Here is a 19537-nt window from a genome sequence, read left to right as displayed (position 1 = left end):
GTGGTGAACCGGATCTGCACGATCGGGCATTCGACCCGCGAGTTCGACGAGATGCTGGAGCTTCTGCGCGCGAACGACGTCACCTGCCTGGCCGACGTGCGTTCCTACCCGTCATCGAGAAGGCTCCCGCAATGGAACCAGCAGGAAATCATCGATTCCCTTCCACCCGACATCGGCTATCGGTGGATGCCGAAGCTCGGCGGCCGGCGCCACACCCCGAAGGGGGTGCCGAGCGTGAATGGCGCCTGGCGGGTCAAAGCCTTCCGCGATTACGCCGACTACATGGCGACGGACGCATTCCGGGAAGGTCTCGACGCATTGCTGGAGCTCGCCGAGCACGAAAGGCCGGCGATCATGTGCAGCGAGGCCGTGCCGTGGCGCTGCCACCGCAGGCTGATCACCGACGCGCTGATCGTCGCGGGCGCGGAGGTGGTCGACATCCTGTCGCCCACGTCTACACGGCCCGCGGTCCTGAACAAGGACGCGCGGGTCCGCGACGGCCTTCCGACCTATCCGCCCCACGACTGAGAGGTTCCGCCGGCGCCGGCGCCGGGGCCGTTCCCGGGCCAGGGCCGGAGCTTCTCCGGGTTGCGGACCGCCCAGATCCGGTGCACACGGTCCCCAGTGAGACCGAACGCGGCCACGGTGACGGTGGTGCCCGCGTGCTGGGCGACCAGACCGGGCCGGCCGTTGACCGTCCGCTCCAGGAGCACCAGCCCGGGAACCTTCTCCGCGAAGTGGACCAGGTACTGGGCGACGCGCTCGCCGCCCTCCACCGGGCGCAGGGCCGCCCCGGCCAGGCCGCCGCCGTCGGTGATCATCGCGGCCTCCGGGTCGAGCAGGCCGACCAGGGCCTCGATGTCCTTGACCTCCCACGCCTCCTTGAAGTCCCGCACCAGACCGGCCTGCTCCGCCGAGGGACCCGTTTCGGCCCGCGCGTCGCGAAGGCGCCGGCGGGCCGAAGAGGCCAGCTGCCGGCAGGCCGGGGCGCTCCGGCCGATGATGCCGGCGACCTCGGCGAAGGGGTAGCGGAAGACATCGTGCAGGATGAACGCCACCCGCTCGGCCGGTGTCATCGACTCCAGCACGACGAGGAACGCCATGTTCACGGACTCGTCCAGGGTGACCCGGTCCGCGGGGTCCGCCGGTGCGTCCCCGGCGCCCGCGGCGCGCCCGCCGATCCACTCGGTACGGTCGGGCAGCGGCTCGGGTATCCACTCGCCGACGTAGCGCTCGCGCCTGACCCGCGCCGAACCGAGCACGTCCAGGCATACGCGGCTGGCCACCGTCGTCAGCCAGGCCCCGGGGGACTCGATGGCCTCCTGCTGACTCCGTGACATCGCGTACCAGCGGGCGTATGCCTCCTGCACGGCGTCCTCCGCCTCGGCCAGCGAGCCCAGCAGCCGGTAGGCGAGGTTGATCAGCTGGCGGCGCTCGCCGATGACCGCGCTCAGGCTCGGATCCGACCGCGCCTCGGACCGCTCGTCGCCCGGCTCGGATGGTGTGCTCATGATCGTGACCGTCCCTGGTTCCCGTAGTCCATGTCAGCTACCGGTGGTTCGACGGAACAGCACCTGGGAATGTGAGGCGGACACGCCCCTCACGTTCGCAGGTGCCAAGGCGTCGGGGCGGGCCGCCGCCATTGATCCGGCCGATGGAGGGTACGCGCGGTGGACCCCACGAAAGGACGACGCGTGTCCCCACAGCCCAAGAACATCTTCGTACTCGGTCTCGACGAGGCGAACCTGCCGACACTGAACGCCGTGCCGGACGCCGACACCTACCGCTTCCACCCCCTGCTGACCATCGAGGAGCTGCAAGGGGGTGAGGTGTCGGTCTCCGACCTGATGGGCCGGGCCCGCGCGATCCTCGACGCACACGAGGGCAGCATCGACGCGATCGTCGGCTACTGGGACTTCCCCGTCAGCACGCTCGTCCCGATGCTCGGCAGCGAGTACGGCACCCGCACCACCAGCCTCGAATCCGTCGTCAAGTGCGAGCACAAGTACTGGAGCCGGCTGGAACAGCAGAAGGTCATCGACGCCTACCCCCCCTTCGGCCGGGTGGACCTCGGCAGCGCCGACCCGCAGCCGCCCGAAGGGGTGAGCTTTCCCATGTGGCTCAAGCCGGCCCTCGCCTACTCCTCCGAGCTCGCGTACGGCGTCAAGGACATGGCGGAGTTCCGTACCGCCGTCGACACGATCCGAGAGGGCATCGGCCGGGTCGGCAGGCCCTTCGACGCGGTGCTCGATCTGCTCGACCTGCCCCCCGAGATGGAGGGCGTGGGCGGACAGGTCTGTCTCGCCGAGGAAGCCATGACCGGCATCCAGGTCGCCGTGGAGGGCTACGCGAACAACGGCGACGTCACGGTCTACGGGGTGCTCGACTCGATCAACTACCCCGGCTCGTCCTCCTTCCTGCGCCACCAGTACCCGAGCACCCTGCCGCCCTCCGTGATCCACCAGCTGCACGAGGTGAGCGAGCGGACCATCCGGCAGATCGGCATGGACGCGGCGACCTTCAGCATCGAGTACTTCTACGACCCGCAGACCGAAAAGATCAGTCTGCTGGAGATCAACCCCCGGCACTCCCAGTCCCACGCGGAGCTGTTCCACTACGTCGACGGCGTCCCCAACCATCACCGGATGATCCGCCTCGCACTGGGCGAGGACCCCGTGACACCCAGCGGGAAGGGCCCCTACCGCCTGGCCGCCAAGTGGTACTACCGCTGGTTCGGCGAGGGAACCGTGCACGAGGTGCCCACCCCTGAGAGGATCGCGGCCATCGAACGCGACATACCGGGCGTACGCATCGACGTCGTGCCGTCCGAGGGGCAGAAGCTCTCCACCGTCCCCGGGCAGGACAGCTACAGCTACGAGATCGCCCACATCTTCACCGGAGCGGACGACGAGGAAGGACTGCGGCGCAAGTACGACCAGTGCGTCGCCGCCCTGGGCCTCACCTTCGACGAGACCGCACCGGGCGGCCGCGACGTCAAGTCGTCGTGAACAGGGCCGGCAAGCAGAAAGGAGCAGAGCACAGGTATGCGACACGTCGACCGACTGCCGTACGCGGTGCAGCAAGAGGACCACGTCACCATCACCATGTCGGACGGGGTCCGGCTGTCGGCGAGGATCTGGCGGCCCACCACATCCGACCGGCAACCGGTCCCCGCGATCCTGGAGGCCGTTCCCTACCGGAAGAACGACCTGACCTCCACCCGCGACGCCATCCACCACCCCTACATCGCAGGCCACGGCTACGCCTGCGCGCGCGTAGACCTGCGGGGGACCGGCGAATCCGAGGGCGTCCTGCTGGACGAGTACCTGGAACAGGAACAGCGTGACGCCGAGGAGGTGCTCGCCTGGCTCGCCGCGCAGCCCTGGTGCGACGGCACCACCGGAATGATGGGCATCTCCTGGGGAGGCTTCGCCGCCCTCCAGGTCGCCGCCCGCCGGCCCCCGAGCCTCGGCGCCATCGTCATCGCGTCCTTCACCGACGACCGGTACGCCGACGACATGCACTACGTCGGCGGCGCCATGCTCTCCGACAACCTGGCCGAGGCGGGCACCATGTTCGCCTACTCCACCTGCCCGCCCGACCCGGCCGCCGTCGGCGAGAGCTGGCGCGGCATGTGGCACGAACGGCTGGACTCCGCGCGCCCCTGGGTCCTCGAGTGGCTGCGCCACCAGGAACGCGACGACTACTGGCGCCACGCCTCGCTCAGTGAGGACTACGGGGCGCTGCGCTGTCCCGTGCTCGCCTCAAGCGGCTGGGCCGACGGGTACTCCAACGCCGTCACCCGCCTCCTGAGCCGCGTCGACGTACCGCGCAAGGGCCTGATCGGGCCCTGGTCGCACAAACTGCCCCACCTCGGCGAGCCGGGACCGGCCATCGGCTACCTCCAGGAGGTCGTCCGCTGGTGGGACCACTGGCTCAAGGGCGTCGAGAACGGCGTCATGGAAGGGCCCATGATCCAGGCATGGATGCAGGAGAGCGTGCCGCCCTCCACCTCGTACCAGGAACGCCCCGGCCGCTGGGTCGGGGAGCCGAGCTGGCCGTCCCCGCACATCGATGAGGTGGTCCATCCGCTGCGGGACCACCGCATCGTGTGCGGCGCCGGCGAGCAGGCGGAAGCCGGGGGAGGGCAGGCGGCGGAACGCGTCCACACCGTCCAGTCGCCCCTGTCCGTCGGGCAGTTCGCCGGGAAGTGGGCGTCGTACAACGCCCCGCCGGACCTGCCCTACGACCAGCGGGAGGAGGACGGCGGTTCGCTCGTCTTCGAGACCGAGCCGCTCGCGGACCGCGTGGAGATCCTCGGCGCGCCCTCCGTGGACCTGCTGGTGTCCGCGTCCAGGGAGTCCGCCCAGGTCGCCGTGCGGCTGTCCGACGTGGCGCCCGACGGCCGCGCCACCCGGGTCACCTACGGGGTGCTCAACCTCGCCCACCGCTCGGGCACCGGCCGGCCCGAGCCGCTGGAGCCCGGCGAGAAGTACCGCGTCCGGGTCCCCCTCAACGGCGTCGCCCAGGTCTTCCCGGCGGGCCACCGCATCCGCCTGTCGCTCTCCACCTCGTACTGGCCGCTGGTCTGGCCGGTCGCCGCACCGGCCTGCTTGAGCGTCCACGAGAGCGGCAGCGGCCTCACGCTGCCGATCCGCCCGGCCGAGGCCCCCGACGAGATGCCGCGGGTGCCCTTCGGTGAGCCCGAGGGGTGCGAGCCCCCCGAGGTCACCCAGCTGACCGAACCCGAACAGGCGTGGACCGTGTCGAGGAACCTCGTCGACTACCACTCCGCGCTCGACATCGTGAAGGACCGGGGACTCCAGCGGTTCGAGGAGAACGGCATCGAGGTGGGGCTGCGCGCCTGCGAGAAGTACACGTCCGTCGCGGACGACTTCGGGTCGGTGCGCGGCGAGTCCGCCTGGACCATGCGGTTCCGGCGCCCGGACTGGGACGTACGCGTGGAGACCCGCACCATCCTGACCTCGGACGACACCGCCTTCCACGTGGACGCCACCCTGGACGGTTACGAGAACGGCCGCCGGGTCTTCTCCCGCACCTGGAACGAGAGCGTGCCGCGCTGCGGAGTCTGAGCGCTAACCGGCCGGGGGAGTCTGACGTCGTTCCAGCATCAGGATGGTGGCGTCGTCGCTCAGCCTGTCGTGCTGGGACTCCCGGATGGTGTGGATGAGCTGCCGGAGGGCTTCCGAGGCGGGCTCTCCGGCAGCGGTGGCCCGGATGACGGAGGCCGTGAAGCGGTTCGGCCCGAACTGGATGCCGTCCGCCATGCGGGCCTCGGTCACACCGTCCGTGTAGAGCAGGATGCGGTCGCCCGGCTGCAAGGGCACCTCGTGCACGACCCGCTCCGTCCGGGAGATCGTGCCGGGGGTGCCCATGGGGGGGTTCGCTGGGGCGGTCGAGGGCGTTGTCCAGTACGCGCTGGTCCCGGATCAGCAGGGGCGGCGGGTGGCCGCAGTTGACCCAGCTCAGGATTCCGCTGGACACGTCCAGTTGCAGCGCGATGCCGGTGCGGAACTGGTCGGGCAGCCACTCGGACAGGACGTCGTCGACGGTCTTGACGAGCTCCCGCAGCCCCGACCCGTTGCGGCGGGCACTGCGGCAGCCGGCCATGGCGATGGCGCTGGTCATCCCCGAGGCGAGATTGTGGCCCATCGCGTCGAGGATCACGGCGTGCAGCGTGGACTCCGTCAGCGAGTGGTCGAAGGCGTCCCCGCCGAGCTCGTAGGCCGGTTCCAGAACCGCCGTGGACAGCGCGCGGTCCTCGCCCGCCGCACGCGGCGGTAAGGGCCCGCAGCATTTCCGCGGGCAGCGTCATGGCCTCGGTGCGGGCCCGCTGCACGAAGCGGTCACTGAACGCGCGTTTCGACGTGATGGCCATCGCGAGGATGGACGCGAGACTGTTGCACCGCTCCAGCCGCGTCTTGTCCAGCGCTTCCATCTGGACACCGATGACGCCCAGCCGCTCCACCCCGTCCACGAGCGGAAGCCATGCGATGAGCGTGTCGGTGTCGGTGGTCTCGATGCGCAGTGCCGGGGAGCGGAGTCAGGCGTTGCTGCTGGAGGTCGACGAGGTAGACCACGACCCGCCGCAGCCCCAGCAGCGCGGCGTACCCGTTGACCAGCACGGGCAGATTGGTCGGCGCGGTGGCGTGCACCTGAGCCAGGAAGCCGTGCAGAAGCTGCTCGCCGTCACTGGTGGGGGAGCGCGTCGTGGGGCACCACCCGTCCGGCGGAGGTGTGCGCGCTGCGACAAGCCAACCGCCCGAGGGTCTGTCGGTGCCAGTTCGGGCCGCCATTCGGATGATCCGGCCTTGTGCGGTCGTGCGAGCGCGGGGAGTGCCCGCGCATGCCGGTGCGATTGCCGGGCAGACGGGGCGAGAAAAGTGTTCCGTCTTGTGAGGAGGACCGCCGTGCTGTTGGCTCATCCCGTAGTGCTGTGGGGGCTGGTCAGGGAATACGAGGCGCTGAAACTGCTGCACGGCGAGGACGGCAGCGCGGTGGCCCGCCGGCGGATGGACGACGTGGCGTACTCGCTGTGCCTCTCGACGGGCACCCAGGATGTCGACGCCGCACTCATAGCGGCCCGTTACCAGTTGCCGGGGGCACGCATCGAGGACGACTCCGTCCTGGCCGAGTGAACGCACGACACGTGAAAAGGAGGGGTCGGCCGGGAATTCCCGGCCGACCCCTCCTTTTCACGTGCGGGCTCTTGCGTACGAAATGATCAGACGCGGCGGTGGCCGTGGTAGTAGCCGCCGATCTGCTCGTGATATCCCGGGTCGTCGGTGTGCTTTTCCTTGTCGAATTCGGGCGAATTCTTGATCTGGTCCTTGGTGAGGTCGACGAAAATCTTGCGCTCGTCCGGGTCGACGCTGCGCACGGTGCCGGCCGGCAGCAGGACGTGCTTGCCGAAGATCCAGACACCGGTGTCCACCACCAGGTACGAGGAGTCGACTTCGTCCGAGTGCTTGTCGACCTTGCCGATGCTCCCGTCGGCGGCCTCGACCTTGAATCCGATCAGGTCGGCTCCCGCGGTGTGGCCTGCGGTCGGCTGGTAGCCCCAGATGTTGTCACTCATGAAACGGCTCCTTCGTCGAGACTTCGTTTTTCTCGTAACTCCGCGTGCCCGGCGTGCCGGGCGCTACACACAAAAGCGAGAAAATGAATGGGGCTGGGTCACGACGTGCACGTCGTGACCCAGCCCCAATTATGTGAAGCTGTGGAACTCAATTACCAGCGATACCAGCGGCCGCGCTTTCCGCCGCCGCTCGTCGGGCGTACGACGAAGCCGAGCAGCCACACCACGAGGACAGCAATGGCTATCCACCACAGAGCCTTCAGGGCAAAGCCGGCCCCGAAGAGAATGAGAGCGAGCAGAAGAACCAGAATGATGGGAACCATGGGTATCAACCTCCGAAGCTTCACATGCCCCGGCCTCCGGTCTGTATTCCCGGAGAGTTCATGACTTTCTTGCGGAAGGCCGGGAAGGTGATCTCACCGCCCTGTTGTGGCGGGCGGACAGCACGTGGAACACCCATAGTGGAAAAGGACCCCCACGCCGAAGGAGACCCACCATGACCCGAGCACTCGCGCTCGTCTGCACCCTCTCGCCGTCCCCGAAGCCGTCGAGCAGCCAGCTCCTGGCCGACCAGATCCTGGCCGAGCTCTCCGACCTGGGTGTGCGGGGGGAAACCGTGCGGATCGCCGACCACGACGTCCGGCCGGGCGTCGCCCCGGACATGGGGGACGGGGACGAGTGGCCCCAGCTGCGCGAGAAGGTGCTGGCGGCGGACATCCTGCTGATCGCCACCCCGATCTGGCTCGGGCATCCGTCGAGCCTGTGCCAGCGCGTACTGGAGCGGCTGGACGCCGACATCTCCGAAACCGATGACGGGGGACGCCAGTTGCCCTATGGCAAGGTCGGCATGGTCGCTGTCGTCGGCAACGAGGACGGGGCGCACAAGGTGAGCGCCGACGTCTTCCAGGGCCTCAACGACCTGGGCTTCACCCTGGCCCCCGGAGCGGTGAGCTACTGGGTCGGAGAGGCCCAGCACGGGACCGACTACCAGGACCTGGAGGAGACACCGGAGGCCGTCAGGTCCACCACCCACCAGATGGCCGTCAACGCCGCCCACCTCGCCCGGGTCCTCGGCGACGCGCCCTACCCGCCGCGCTGACAGGACCCCCCGTTTCCCCTCTCTCCCCGCCGCCGCTGCCGTGTCAGAGACCGGCGGCGGCACGGCATTTGTCCGCAGGGGGTGTGGAACGCATGGCTCCGGGTAGTCGCAGCTTCGCGCAGGCGAAGCAGGCGCTGTCCGACGGAAGGGGAATGATCGCGATGTCGATATCCGTATCTGTGCAGGTACCGGGGACCACAACAGGTGCGCCGGCGGAACTCCCGGAGATCGCTGATCCACTGAAGGTGGCGCCCAAGGACGCCCGCGCCCTCAGCAAACTGTTCTTCGACCGGCTGCAGATTCTCGAAGAAGGCACGGCGGAGTACCAGTACGCCCGCAACACCCTGATCGAGATGAACCTCACCCTGGTCCATTTCGCGGCCGCCCGGTACCGCAACCGCGGCAACGGCCAGATGGAAGACATCATCCAGGTGGGAACCATCGGGCTGATCAAGGCCATCGACCGCTTCGAGCTCACCCGGGAAGTCGAGTTCACCTCGTTCGCGATCCCCTACATCGTGGGGGAGATCAAGCGTTTCTTCCGGGACACGACATGGTCCGTCCACGTACCGAGGCGTCTCCAGGAACTGAGGGTCACCCTCGCCAAGGCCAAGGAGGAACTGGCCACCACACAGGGCCGGGAAGCCACCGTCGCCGAGCTCGCCGAACGGCTCGGCATCAGCGACGAGGAGGTCATCGAGGGCCTCGTCGCCTCCAACGGCTACACCGCGCACTCGCTGGACGTGCCCCTCGACGGAGCGGAGACCGACAGCCCCAGCGGGGTGAGCCGCACCCACGCGGACATCACCGGCGAGTGCGACCCGGGCATCGAACTGGTCGAAAACCTGCACGCCCTGGCGCCCCTGCTCGGGACACTGGACGACAGGGAGCGCGCCATCGTCGAGATGCGCTTCGGGCAGGAGATGACGCAGTCCCAGATAGGTGAACGGCTGGGCTTGTCCCAGATGCACGTCTCACGTCTCATCGCCCGCATACTCGGAAGGCTCCGCGAAGGCATTCTCACCGAGGACTAGGGCCTCGGGCCTGGTTCCAAGCCAGGCCCCGGCACCCACCCCACGGTCTCATCGGACGCGCGAGGTGCGTTCGGACGACCCGTCTTCGTCCTCGTCGTCGTCCGAACCGGGCACGTGGACGTCCGTGACGGTGATGTTGGTCTCGACGACTTCGAGACCGGTCATCGTCTCGACCGCGTCCGTGACGTGCGTACGGATGTTGCGGGCGACCTCCAGGATGGGGATGCCGTAGTCGACGACGATGTCGACATCGACGGCGGTCTGCTTCTCGCCGACCTCCACCTTGACGCCCCGCCCCGGGTCGTCGGAGCCGGAGACCTTGTCCTTGACGGCACCCAGTGCGCGCGAAGGGACCTTGCCGACGGAATGGACACCGTCCGTCTCCCTCACCGCGATGCCGGCGATGGTGGAGACCACGTTGTCCGCGATCGTGGTCGTCCCTCGGGCAGAAGTGCCGCTTTCCAGCCGGGAGCCGCTGACGCTTTCGCTGGTCGCCATGAGTTCCTCACACGGAGCTTGTCGGGGGGGGAGAGGGGAGAGAGGGGGCCTGTCCGGGCGGAACACCTTCCGCCCCGTTCCGCCCTCTCTCCCACTGTCCTCCGGCTCCCGGCCACCCGCCATTCGGGTGGCCGGCGCCAGGAGGGGCCCCGGCGGCTCCGCATCGCTCCGGCTGCGCGAGTCCACCCTCCCGCTGTTCGCGCACCTGGCCGAACTCGTCGGCCGCGACCGGGACGAGAACGCGGAACGCGGGACCGGCACCTCGTACGAGGCCGCTCCGCCACCGGCCGTCCCCGCGGAGGTGACGCGTTCGGTGCCGGTGATGGCGTCGATGGCGCTCCTGCTCGTCACCTGGGCAGGGATGTTCGGCGCGCTGTTCGTGGCCACGTTCTTCCTGCAGCGGCGGCTCGGCCCCGACCCGCTCACCACCGGTCTGCGCGTCCTCCCGCTGACCGCGCTCATGATCATCGGAGCGCCGGCCGCCGCGGCCGGGGTCCGCAGATTCGGGCCGCGCCGCACCGCCGTCGCGGGACAGGCGGGCGTCGTCCTCGCCGTCGTCGGCCTCTCCCGGCTGTCTCCGGCCAGTTCCTGGCCGGAGACCGGCGCGCTCTTCGCGGTGCTGGGCGCCGGTTTCGCCGCCGCGCTGGTCACCTCCACCGGCACCGTCGTCGGCGACGCGCCACGCGGGTACGCCGGTGTCATCGGCGGACTCAAACAGACGGCCATGAACGTGGGTCCGACCCTTGGGATCGCCGTCGTCGCCGGCCTGATGCCCCTTGCCTCCTCCGCCGGCGCGGCCCCGGCGGAAGCCGCCCGGGCCATGTCGGGCTCCGCCATGGGCCAGGCGCTGGCGGTGGCGGCCCTCGCCGCGCTCGGCCTGGTCCCGGCCTCGGCGCTGCCCCGCCGGTGACGTCGCCCGAACGCGCGGTGTCCGGGGCGGGGCCGCGGGCCCGCCGGGCCCGTACCCCGCCCGCGCGGGACCGGCATCGCGCGGACGGACCCGCCGCGCCCCGCGAAACGCTCGCGTCGTCGGCAGGGACGTGCGCCAGTACGCTGCCAGAAGATCGCGGCCCGTGGACGAGGAGCAGCCGATGGACCTCCGCTTGAGGACGATCAGCCGGGACGAACACACGGCGTTCATCGACGGCCTGCCGTCGGCGAGCCATATGCAGGTTCCGTCCTGGGGCGGGGTGAAACCCGACTGGCGGGCGGAGAGCCTCGGATGGGTCGACGGCGAGGACCGCGTCATCGGCGCGGCTCTGGTGCTGTACCGCCCGCTGCCGAAGCTCAGGCGCTACCTCGCCTACCTGCCCGAGGGCCCGGTCATCGACTGGTACGACGACGAGCTGGGCCGGTGGCTGAAACCGCTGCTGGGCCACCTCAAGGCGCAGGGCGTGTTCAGCGTCAGGATGGGGCCGCCCGTCGTCGCACGGCGCTGGGACGCGGCCACGGTGAAGGACGCGATCGCCGACCCCCGGGCCCACCGGCTGGGCGAGGTCGAACCCACCACCCAAAACCCCCGCGCCTTCGCCCTCGTGGACCGCTTGCGCTCCCTGGGCTGGCAGCAGTCCGGCGGCGACAGCGAGGACGGATTCGCCGCCGGACAGCCGCGCTACGTCTTCCAGCTCTCCCTCGCCGACCGCTCCCTGGACGACATCCAGCGCGGATTCAACCAGCTGTGGCGCCGCAACGTCAGGAAGGCCGAGAAGGCCGGCGTCAAGGTCGTCCAGGGCGACTACGCCGACCTCGACACCTTCTACGCGCTCTACACCGAGACCGCCGCCCGGGACCGGTTCACCCCCCGCCCGCCGGAGTACTTCCAGCGCATGTGGAAGGCCCTGACCGCCGAGAACCCCGACCGCATGCGGCTCTACCTCGCCGAGCACGACGGGGAGGTACTGGCCGCCGCCACCATGCTCACCGTCGGGCAGCACGTCTGGTACTCCTACGGCGCCTCCACCAGCCGAAAGCGCGAGGTCCAGCCCAACAACGCCATCCAGTGGCAGATGATCCGCGACGCCCACGCCATGGGCGCGCGCGTCTACGACTTCCGCGGCACGACCGACACGCTGGACGAGAGCAACCACCTGCTCGGTCTGCTCCGCTTCAAGGTCGGCACCGGCGGGGAGGCGGCCGAGTACGTGGGGGAGTGGGACTACCCGCTCAACAAGGTCCTGCACAAGGCGTTCAACCTCTACATGGCGCGGCGCTGAGACCTGGGGCCCCCGGGGCGCGGCGTCAGGAGCGCCGCTCCTGCTCGTCGTCCTCGACGGGGCCCATCGCCTCCAAGGGCCGGACCGCCGGGCCTTGGAGGACCGTGCCGTCGACGGCGAAGCGCGAGCCGTGGCACGGGCACTCCCACGCGGTCTCCGCCTCGTTGAAGGCCACCAGACAACCCAGGTGGGTGCAGCGCGCGGACACCGCCCGCACCGTGCCGTCCGGATCGCGGTAGACAGCGCAACGACGCCCCTTCACCCGCACCACCGCGCCCGTACCCGGCGGGACCTGGCCGACCGAGTCCAGGTGGGTCACGCGCAGCCGGTCGCCGACGAAGTGCTTCGCCACCTCCGCCTGCGCGCTCAGCAGCGACGGCGCCTCACGCAGCGCACTCGCCAGGCGCCGCGGGTCGTAGAGGCCGGCCCACGGCAGCGCGGGACCGGACTTCGTGATCAGCGAGGTCAGGAGGCGGCCGGCGAGGACGCCGGCGGTCATGCCCCAGCCGCCGAAGCCGGTGGCCACATAGGTGTGACGGGCGCCGGCGTGGAACGGCCCGATGAGAGGGACCGTGTCGCTGGGGTCGTTGTCCTGCGCCGCCCACCGGTAGGCGGTCGGGCCCACCGCGAACCGCTCGTGCATCCACGCATCCAGCCGCCGGAACCCCTCCCCGGCATCCCCGGTGCCCGGCGTGAAACTCTCCCCGGTCACGATCAGCAGCCGCCGACCGTCGTCGAGCGGAGTGGAGCGCACTGAACGCTTCCCCTCGTCCTCCGTGATGTACATGCCTTTCGGCGCCAGGTCCGACGGGATCGGCGCGGCGACGACCAGCTCCCGACGGGGCGAGAGCCGGGCGAACAGCATCGCGCGGTCGAAGACCGGGTAATGCGTGGCGACGACCACGTCCCGCGCCGTCACCGTCCGCCCGGCCTCGGTCGTCACCCGGCACGGCGTGCCCTCCGACAGACCGGTGACCCGGCTGCGCTCGAAGACGCGGCCACCTCGCGCCAGCAGGTCCCCGGCCAGCGCCAGCAGGTATTTGCGCGGGTGGAACTGCGCCTGGCCGGTCACCCGGACCGCCCCGCCGACCGCGAACGGCAGCTCCGTCTCCGTGACGTACGCGGCATCGAGTCCCGCCTCGGCGGCGGCGCGCGCCTCCGCCTCGACCGCGTGGCGCGACGACGCCCCGGCCGCGTAGGTGTAAGCGCTCACCCGCTCCAGGTCGCACGCGATCCGCAGCTCCTCGACGATCGCCGCCACCCTGTCCACCGCGTCCTGCTGCGACGCCGCGTACAGCCTGGCCGCCTCCGCACCCCTGGTCCCCCGCAGCCTGTCGTAGACCAGGGACTGGAGCGCGGACACCTTGGCCGTGGTGTAGCCGGTGACCCCGGAGGCGATGCGGTCGGCCTCCAGCACGGCGACGCTGCGCCCGGCCCGGGCCAGCTCCCACGCGGTGCTGAGGCCGGCGATGCCACCGCCGACCACGGCGACGTCCACCTCGATGTCCTCGGTCAACGGCGTGTGCTCCGGCGCGTCGGTGCTCTCCATCCAGAAGGACTCGTCCTGCCCGGGAAGGGGGCGCGGATCACTCATGATGTGCTCTCCCAGTCGTTCCGGGCCGATGGGCCCGCTGCTTCTTCGTGCTCCGGCCTTCGACGGCCGCGTGCCTTCCTGGCGGCACCCCATGACGCACACCACGGACCGAACGTGCCCTGCGTCATACGGGCACCGCGCGGCGGCGCAGTAGTCTGCACGGCGATCCAGCACCCGAGGGGACGCGCCGATGCCCGCAGACCTTGCCCCGCTCATCTCCGCCACCACCCAGTGGCTGACCCGCGCGTTCCCCGCGGGCGGCGGCGCGCTCACCGCGGCCCTGGCCGAGGCGCAGGCCCGCCAGGCCGTCACCGTCGCCACGTGGCTGCGCTACCCCACGGACCTGGACGCCGCCCTGGTGGCCCTGGTCGGCCCCGGTGGCTCGGCACGCCTCGACGCGCTCACAGGGGCCCGCGGCCACGTGGCGGCCGATCCGCAGGACCTGGCCTGGCGGAGCTGGGTGGACGAGGTCGTCGCCAGCTGGGCCGCCCACCTGCTCACCGCGCCCGACGCGGCCGAAGAGGCGGTCCGGGCTCTCGAAATGAGCGAGCACACCTGCGCCGGCCCCGCCGAGTTCCGCCGGCTGACCGAACCGAGCCCCCACGACCTGGCGGCCACGGCACTGCTGCGCCACCCCGACCTGCTGGAGCCGATAGCCCGCCTCCACCACGCCGGCCTGCTGGACCGGCTGCGCCTCGGCCCGGCCCGCGCCTGCTGACCGCCGTGTGCGGCCACGGGGAAGGTCAGCCCTTGCCGCGGCCGGTCAGAAGATCGCGGGCCCGGTCGACCAGCCCGGCACCGGGGCCGAGGATCTTGTTGCCGGGCGGGGTGTCGGGTGCGGAGGGGTGCGGACGGGTCGGGGCGGTCTTCTTCGCCGCACGGACCTTCTCCCCCAGCTCGTCCAGCGCCTCGGGAGAGCAGGCCGCCGCGAGCAGCGGGAACAGCCGGCCCTCCTCGTCGCGCACGTGCTCGCTGACCTCCAGCTTCAGCTTCGCCACCAGGTGGTCGAACTGTGGGTCGTCCGCTGGCAGACCCTCCAGGTCCTTGAGGTGCTGCTCCACCTGCGCGTGGTCGGCCAGCTCCTTGTCCGCCATGTCGTCGCCGTCGTCCACGAACCTGCGCACGGCCGGGTAGAGGTGCATCTCCTCCGCCACGGAATGGCGGACCAGCTCGATGGTCAGCTCGTCGGCCAGCTTCCTGCGCTGCTCGTCGCCGACCGGCTGCGCCTCGATCTTGGCGAACAGTTCGTCGACCTCGCGGTGGTCGGTGGTGAGCTCCGCGATCACGTTTCCGCCGTGTCCCATCGAAAGAATCCTCTCCGCTTGTGTGGTGTACATGTGTGGTGCGAGCCGAAGTCAGCTCACCGTTCCACAGGGGTACCCGCGAACCCCTCCAACACACGGAGCCACGCCTGACGCTGCGCAGCCTGGCGTAACCGCACCCGCGCCCGGGTCGCGTACGTGAGAAAACCGGCGCAACGGGTACACAGCACCCCATGGCTCACATCAAACCCCTGGCAGTGGTCACCGGCGCTTCGAGTGGCATCGGCTTCGAACTGGCCCGACAACTGGCCGAGCGCGGTTTCGACCTCGTCGTCAACGCCGAGGACCACGACCGCCTGCACGCCGCCGCCCAACAGCTGCGCGAGGCGGGCGCCGAGGTCGAAACCGTCCGGGCGGACCTGCGCGACCATGAGGAAGTCGAACGTTTCTACGCGGCGGTCGCGGCGACACGGCGGCCGGTCGCCGTGGCGGCGCTGAACGCGGGCGTCGGCCGGGGCGGGGCGTTCCTCGACACCGATCTGGCCGACGAACTGGAGATCGTGGACCTCAACGTGCGGGCCACCGTCCACCTGGCCAAACGGGTGCTGCGCGACATGGCCTCGCTCGACGCGGGCTACCTGCTCATCACCTCCTCCATCGCCTCGACGATGCCCGGTTCCTTCCAGGCCGTGTACAACGCGTCCAAGTCCTTTCTGCAGTCCTTCGCGCAGGCCCTGCAGAACGAGCTCAAGGACACCGGGATCTCGGTCACCGCACTGATGCCGGGCCCCACCGAGACGGACTTCTTCCACCGCGCGGACATGGACGACACGAAGATCGGCCGGGAGTCGAAGGACGACCCGGAGGAGGTGGCCAGGCAGGGCCTGGACGCCCTTTTCGCGGGCAAGGGCAAGGTCGTCGCCGGCTCGGTGAAGACGAAGCTCCAGGAGCTGGCCACCAAGGCCCTCCCGGACGCCGCCAAGGCCGAGGCCCACCGCAAGATGGCGGAACCGGGCTCCGTTGAGGACGGCCCCACCGGCTAGGGTCTGTCGTCGCGCGGCAGACGGGAATTCGACGACAGGGCCTAGGAACGCGGGGCGGCGCCTGTGCGGTGGATCAGTGCCGGGCTTCGGCGTCCGCAGCCATGGCCTGCCTCAGTTCCGTGGTGACGGTCCGGAGACAGGACGGGAAGTCGCTCCGCCCCCGGGCGTCGATCCACCGGCTGAACGCGCCCTGGAAGGCGACCGTGGCGATCTGGGCCACCAGTTCGGCCCTGCCGGGTTGTGCGCCGCGCCGGGCCAACGCGTCGCGGATCGCCGTGGTGACGGCGGCGAGCTTGGTGCGCTCGCGTTCCTGCAGCTCCGGACTGCCGTCGATCACGGCGCGGCGCTCCGCGGCCTGATCGACGTGGGCGACGAGCTGGGTGCCGACCCGGGAGAGGGCGCCGAGGGCCGCGGACAGCGGGGAGGCCCCCTCGTCGGCGTCGAGCAGCGCATCCGCTACCGCTACGGGCAGCTGTTCGGAGCCCGCGAACAGGACTTCACGCTTGTCGGGGAAGTAGCGAAAGTACGACCGCCGGGTGATCCCGGCGCGTTCGGCGATCTGGGTCACCGTCACGCCCTCATAACCGTGCTCCTGGAAAAGCTCCAGCGCGGCCTTCGTGAGGCGCTCCTGTGTGCCGGGGTCCCATCTCGCCATGGCCCGACCCTATCAAGTGATGTCTCGGTGTGTCATCGGTGCTAGCCTGGGTGATGACACAGTGAGACATCATTTGGTTCGGGGCACGTGTCGCCCGGACCGGCGTAAGGAGTACGCATGACACCGGACACGAGGACCGATGAGGTGTGGATTCTGGGAGCCACGGGCCGGATCGGCCGCGCGGTCGCCTCCCGACTGGCCGCCAGGGGCATCGATCCGGTCCTGGTCGGGCGGGACCGCGAGCGCCTGCGCGAAGCCGCGGCGGCACTCGGCCGGGACGGCGAGCCGAGGACCGTGCAGGCCGACACGGCGCAGCGCATCGCCGCCCGGATCAGCGAGGAGCGGCCCAAGGTGGTCGTCAACACCATCGGCGACTACGCCGCGACGGCCGCACCGATCGCCCGCGCCTGCATGCCGGGAGGCCACTACGTGGATCTGGCCGCCGACCTGGCTGCCGTCCCCCGGCTGCTCGGCCTGCACCAGGACGCGACGGCCGCCGGCAGCACACTGGTGACCGGTGCGGGTTTCGGCGTCCTGGCGACCGAGGCCGTGGTGGTGAAACTGTGCGAGGGCCGGCCCGCCCCGCGTGAGGTGAGGGTCGACGCGCTCGCCTCGGTCGCCATGGAAGCCGGAGTCGTCGGTGCGGCCTTCGCGGCCACCTCCGTCGACGTGCTGACCACCGGCGGACGCCGCTACCGCGACGGCCGGCTGGTGAGGACCCGGCTCGACGCGGGCCCGCTCACCCACACCCTCCCGGACGGGCAGACGGCGAGGTCGGCCGGCCTCCCCTCGGGCGAGCTGCTGGCCGCCCGACGGGCCAGCGGGGCGCCTTCCGTCAACGCGACCTCCGCCCTCGCCCCCACTGCGCCCGCCGTGCGGGCCGCGCTTCCCGTGCTCGGGGCCCTCCTGTCCGTCCCCGGCCTGCGGCGTCTCGCCGTCAGCCGGATGGCCGGAATGCGCATGAAGGCCGCCCCGATGCCCCGGCGGCACTCCTGGGGGCACGCCGTCATCACCTGGCCAGACGGCACCAGCCGCGAGGGCTGGCTGCGCGCCGGTGACGGCATGGACTACACGGCCGATGTCGCCACCGAGGCCGCCGTGCGGCTGGCGCGGGGGGAAGGCCGGCCCGGTGCGTACACGCCGGCCGCCGCGTTCGGCCCGGACCTCGCCACTGCTGCCGGCGGCGACCTCATTCTCGACTGAAACCTCAGCCGAAGGTGAAGCCGAGGTGGAGGATGAGGTGTGCTCGCGGCCGTCCGGCCGGCGGCGGGGCATGACCTGCGTGCCCCTGGACTCTTGTGTCAGCCACCCACGCCCCGCGCGCCGACGAGCGGCCATGCCTCTATGTCGCGGTAGCGGATCTGCCCCTGGCTGCGCCCCGCGTTGCTGCCCACCAGGTGCAGTCGCTCGGCGGGCCACGCACGGCCGCGGAATCCTTCGAGCCGCGCGGCGATCTCCGCGGCCGACGTGTGATCGCCCCGGCGGACACGGGCCAGGGTCAGGTGGGGGCGCAGCGGCCGGTCCTCCAGGAGGACGCCGCAGTCCTTGACCGCGGTCCTGACGTCGGCGGCGAGCAGATGCAGGGCGTCGAGGTCTCCGGCGATCCCGCTCCACGCCACCCGCTCGTCGAACGTTCCGCCGCCGTGCAGCGACAGGCGGGGAGAGCGGTGGACCGTCGCGAGGTCCGCGAGCGGCGGGCGGAGCAGGGGCACGGTCTGCGCCGGGAGTTCGCCGAGGAACGCCAGGGTGATGTGCCAGTCCTCGACGCGGTTCCACCGCACGTGGGGGTGCGTGTCGTAAACGGGGCGCAGCTCCTGCGCCAGCTCTTCCTTCGCCGTGTCGGGCGGGGCGAGGGCGATGAACACGCGAACGGTCGCGGGCGGGTTCTGTTCGTTCACCCGGCATTCGTATCGCATGCGGTCCCGGACGCCTCGGCCGGGCAGGCGTCACCGCCACGCGGGCCCTCACGCACGGTGACGGAAATGGCCATGGATTCAGGGCGGGGCGCGCGCCCGGCGCACGGGAGCGCGACGCGATCAGCGTGTGCCCGAGGGCGTGGGGGCGTACGCCGGCGGTTATCCGGATTTGCGCGGGTCGTATTTAGCGAAACCCGAACAATCGGGACATGGGGTGGCTGGATATTTCCGAAGGAACGGGCTTGGCATATGTCCCGGGCCGGCCTTCGTGCACGTGGCGACGGTGCGGGCCCATAAGTAATGGGCTGAATTTGTCTCTTTGGCTGTCGAGGGTCCTCTATGGTGATTGGCGTGAACGGGCGAAGCCGGGAGGCCCGGCTCGGCCATCGGCGTTCCGCCGGTAACCCGAGACGTAACGTATCTCCGCCCGCGTGGCCGAGAGCGTGACGGAAGGGGCGGGCGGATCGGCGGTGGGCTGCGGTAAATCCGTGCGGCGGGCCCGTATCTGTCTGAAGAACATGTCGTGGCATGCGTGAAACAAGTGGGGGACGGTCGTGGCCAATCCTTTCGATGACGAGTCGGGGCGGTTTGTGACGCTGGTGAATGGCGAGGGTCAGTACTCGCTGTGGCCCGCGCACATCGAGATCCCGGGCGGCTGGAGCGTCGGCGGTCCGGAGGGGTCGCGGCAGGAGTGTCTCGACGCGATCGAGGCCGCGTGGACCGACATGCGGCCCGCCGGGCTGGTGCGGGCGATGGAGGCCGACGCCGGGTAGGCGGGCTGAGGGGCTGTCGGGGGCCGGCGGACCGCCCGTCCAGGGCCGGTCTTGCTGCTCCCGTGTGATCCGATCGGTAGCGCTCCGATCTGAGCAAAAGTGATCAGGCGGGAGCGGAAATCGGTCGCGCACCTCGACCGAAAATGTTCATGTTGCCGTCATATGGCTTTCCTGAATCATTGATGGACTGCCCAGAGGTGTGTCCTCAGTACGCGAAGACAGCGGAGTTTCATCCCGCACACCGGAACCGGTAGGGACTCCGTCGGCACCCGCTGCCTGGGCGCCGATGCCTCTCTTCGCTTTCACCCGCCCGTTGTCGGCGAAGGACGCCACACCGGCATGTCCGGCTTC

Annotated in this window: 20 protein-coding genes and 2 pseudogenes; 12 read left to right on the top strand and 10 right to left on the bottom strand. The window is 70.5% G+C overall.

What is annotated here, in order from left to right; genetic code table 11:
• The first annotated feature begins 3 nt into the window (after nt 1-3).
• Nucleotides 4-528 carry a DUF488 domain-containing protein gene (locus E6R18_RS02190; RefSeq protein ID WP_136315204.1) on the top strand — a complete coding sequence of 175 codons (525 nt, stop codon included), beginning with the start codon at nt 4-6 and terminating at the stop codon, nt 526-528.
• On the opposite strand, the gene sigJ is transcribed toward E6R18_RS02190, so the two are convergent.
• Nucleotides 510-1511, bottom strand: a complete 1002-nt coding sequence (sigJ, locus tag E6R18_RS02185; protein WP_136315091.1) for an RNA polymerase sigma factor SigJ — start codon at nt 1509-1511, stop codon at nt 510-512. The genes E6R18_RS02190 and sigJ overlap by 19 nt on opposite strands.
• 183 nt (nt 1512-1694) lie before the next feature.
• On the opposite strand from sigJ, the gene E6R18_RS02180 reads away from it, so the two are divergent.
• Together E6R18_RS02180 and E6R18_RS02175 are read left to right on the top strand one after the other, a co-directional pair.
• The gene (locus tag E6R18_RS02180) at nt 1695-3008 is read left to right on the top strand and encodes an ATP-grasp domain-containing protein (RefSeq protein ID WP_136315090.1); all 1314 of its coding nucleotides are present in this window, start codon (nt 1695-1697) and stop codon (nt 3006-3008) included.
• 36 nt (nt 3009-3044) lie between these two features.
• Nucleotides 3045-5093: a CocE/NonD family hydrolase gene (locus E6R18_RS02175; RefSeq protein ID WP_136315089.1), complete on the top strand. Its 2049-nt coding sequence runs from the start codon at nt 3045-3047 to the stop codon at nt 5091-5093.
• Between the two features lie 3 nt (nt 5094-5096).
• Here E6R18_RS02175 and E6R18_RS35215 read toward each other — a convergent pair.
• Nucleotides 5097-5405 (bottom strand): annotated as a pseudogene (locus tag E6R18_RS35215) (PP2C family protein-serine/threonine phosphatase); the annotation flags it as partial.
• 73 nt (nt 5406-5478) lie between these two features.
• Nucleotides 5479-5649: pseudogene (locus E6R18_RS35210) on the bottom strand (serine/threonine protein phosphatase); the annotation flags it as partial.
• Between the two features lie 782 nt (nt 5650-6431).
• Here E6R18_RS35210 and E6R18_RS02165 point away from each other — a divergent pair.
• Nucleotides 6432-6659, top strand: coding sequence for a DUF5133 domain-containing protein (locus E6R18_RS02165; protein ID WP_136315088.1), 228 nt, complete (start codon nt 6432-6434; stop codon nt 6657-6659).
• 86 nt (nt 6660-6745) lie between these two features.
• On the opposite strand, the gene E6R18_RS02160 is transcribed toward E6R18_RS02165, so the two are convergent.
• Both E6R18_RS02160 and E6R18_RS02155 read right to left on the bottom strand, forming a co-directional pair.
• Nucleotides 6746-7099 carry a PRC-barrel domain-containing protein gene (locus E6R18_RS02160; RefSeq protein WP_136315087.1) on the bottom strand — a complete coding sequence of 118 codons (354 nt, stop codon included), beginning with the start codon at nt 7097-7099 and terminating at the stop codon, nt 6746-6748.
• Between the two features lie 152 nt (nt 7100-7251).
• Nucleotides 7252-7422 (bottom strand): hydrophobic protein, encoded by a 171-nt coding sequence (locus tag E6R18_RS02155; protein WP_136315086.1) that lies wholly within the window; start codon nt 7420-7422, stop codon nt 7252-7254.
• A 173-nt stretch (nt 7423-7595) separates the two neighbouring features.
• Between E6R18_RS02155 and E6R18_RS02150 the strand changes: the two genes are divergently transcribed.
• Nucleotides 7596-8198 (top strand): NAD(P)H-dependent oxidoreductase, encoded by a 603-nt coding sequence (locus E6R18_RS02150; RefSeq protein ID WP_136315085.1) that lies wholly within the window; start codon nt 7596-7598, stop codon nt 8196-8198.
• A gap of 152 nt (nt 8199-8350) precedes the next feature.
• Nucleotides 8351-9232: an RNA polymerase sigma factor SigF gene (locus tag E6R18_RS02145; protein WP_136315203.1), complete on the top strand. Its 882-nt coding sequence runs from the start codon at nt 8351-8353 to the stop codon at nt 9230-9232.
• Nucleotides 9233-9280: 48 nt separating this feature from the next.
• Here the strand turns inward: E6R18_RS02145 and E6R18_RS02140 are convergent, their stop codons facing one another.
• Nucleotides 9281-9730 carry an Asp23/Gls24 family envelope stress response protein gene (locus E6R18_RS02140; protein WP_136315084.1) on the bottom strand — a complete coding sequence of 150 codons (450 nt, stop codon included), beginning with the start codon at nt 9728-9730 and terminating at the stop codon, nt 9281-9283.
• Between the two features lie 127 nt (nt 9731-9857).
• On the opposite strand from E6R18_RS02140, the gene E6R18_RS02135 reads away from it, so the two are divergent.
• Together E6R18_RS02135 and E6R18_RS02130 are read left to right on the top strand one after the other, a co-directional pair.
• Nucleotides 9858-10640, top strand: a complete 783-nt coding sequence (locus E6R18_RS02135; protein ID WP_240799569.1) for an MFS transporter — start codon at nt 9858-9860, stop codon at nt 10638-10640.
• A gap of 181 nt (nt 10641-10821) precedes the next feature.
• Entirely contained in the window at nt 10822-11943 is a 1122-nt protein-coding gene (locus E6R18_RS02130) for a peptidoglycan bridge formation glycyltransferase FemA/FemB family protein (protein ID WP_136315083.1), read from the top strand.
• Nucleotides 11944-11968: 25 nt separating this feature from the next.
• On the opposite strand, the gene E6R18_RS02125 is transcribed toward E6R18_RS02130, so the two are convergent.
• The gene (locus E6R18_RS02125) at nt 11969-13537 is read right to left on the bottom strand and encodes an FAD-dependent oxidoreductase (protein WP_136315082.1); all 1569 of its coding nucleotides are present in this window, start codon (nt 13535-13537) and stop codon (nt 11969-11971) included.
• A gap of 190 nt (nt 13538-13727) precedes the next feature.
• On the opposite strand from E6R18_RS02125, the gene E6R18_RS02120 reads away from it, so the two are divergent.
• Nucleotides 13728-14255: a hypothetical protein gene (locus E6R18_RS02120; protein WP_136315081.1), complete on the top strand. Its 528-nt coding sequence runs from the start codon at nt 13728-13730 to the stop codon at nt 14253-14255.
• Between the two features lie 25 nt (nt 14256-14280).
• Here the strand turns inward: E6R18_RS02120 and E6R18_RS02115 are convergent, their stop codons facing one another.
• Nucleotides 14281-14841 carry a hemerythrin domain-containing protein gene (locus E6R18_RS02115; RefSeq protein ID WP_136315080.1) on the bottom strand — a complete coding sequence of 187 codons (561 nt, stop codon included), beginning with the start codon at nt 14839-14841 and terminating at the stop codon, nt 14281-14283.
• 191 nt (nt 14842-15032) lie between these two features.
• Here E6R18_RS02115 and E6R18_RS02110 point away from each other — a divergent pair, with 191 nt between their 5' ends.
• A complete protein-coding gene (locus E6R18_RS02110) occupies nt 15033-15842 on the top strand; it encodes an SDR family NAD(P)-dependent oxidoreductase (protein ID WP_136315079.1) in 810 nt (269 codons plus the stop codon).
• A 73-nt stretch (nt 15843-15915) separates the two neighbouring features.
• On the opposite strand, the gene E6R18_RS02105 is transcribed toward E6R18_RS02110, so the two are convergent.
• Complete coding sequence (locus tag E6R18_RS02105; protein WP_136315078.1) at nt 15916-16497, bottom strand: TetR/AcrR family transcriptional regulator; 582 nt, start codon at nt 16495-16497, stop codon at nt 15916-15918.
• A gap of 117 nt (nt 16498-16614) precedes the next feature.
• On the opposite strand from E6R18_RS02105, the gene E6R18_RS02100 reads away from it, so the two are divergent.
• On the top strand, nt 16615-17700 hold the full coding sequence (locus E6R18_RS02100; protein WP_136315077.1) for an NAD-dependent epimerase/dehydratase family protein: 1086 nt from the start codon (nt 16615-16617) through the stop codon (nt 17698-17700).
• 98 nt (nt 17701-17798) lie between these two features.
• Here E6R18_RS02100 and thpR read toward each other — a convergent pair whose 3' ends face one another.
• Nucleotides 17799-18413 carry an RNA 2',3'-cyclic phosphodiesterase gene (thpR, locus tag E6R18_RS02095; protein WP_136315076.1) on the bottom strand — a complete coding sequence of 205 codons (615 nt, stop codon included), beginning with the start codon at nt 18411-18413 and terminating at the stop codon, nt 17799-17801.
• Between the two features lie 554 nt (nt 18414-18967).
• Here thpR and E6R18_RS02090 point away from each other — a divergent pair.
• Entirely contained in the window at nt 18968-19186 is a 219-nt protein-coding gene (locus E6R18_RS02090; protein ID WP_026249445.1) for an MbtH family NRPS accessory protein, read from the top strand.
• Nucleotides 19187-19537: the final 351 nt, after the last annotated feature.

It is taken from the genome of Streptomyces sp. A1277, assembly GCF_004795015.1.
GTDB lineage: Bacteria > Actinomycetota > Actinomycetes > Streptomycetales > Streptomycetaceae > Streptomyces.
Note: the sequence above shows the minus strand (reverse complement) of the source record. Positions and strands in the feature narration are given on the sequence as shown.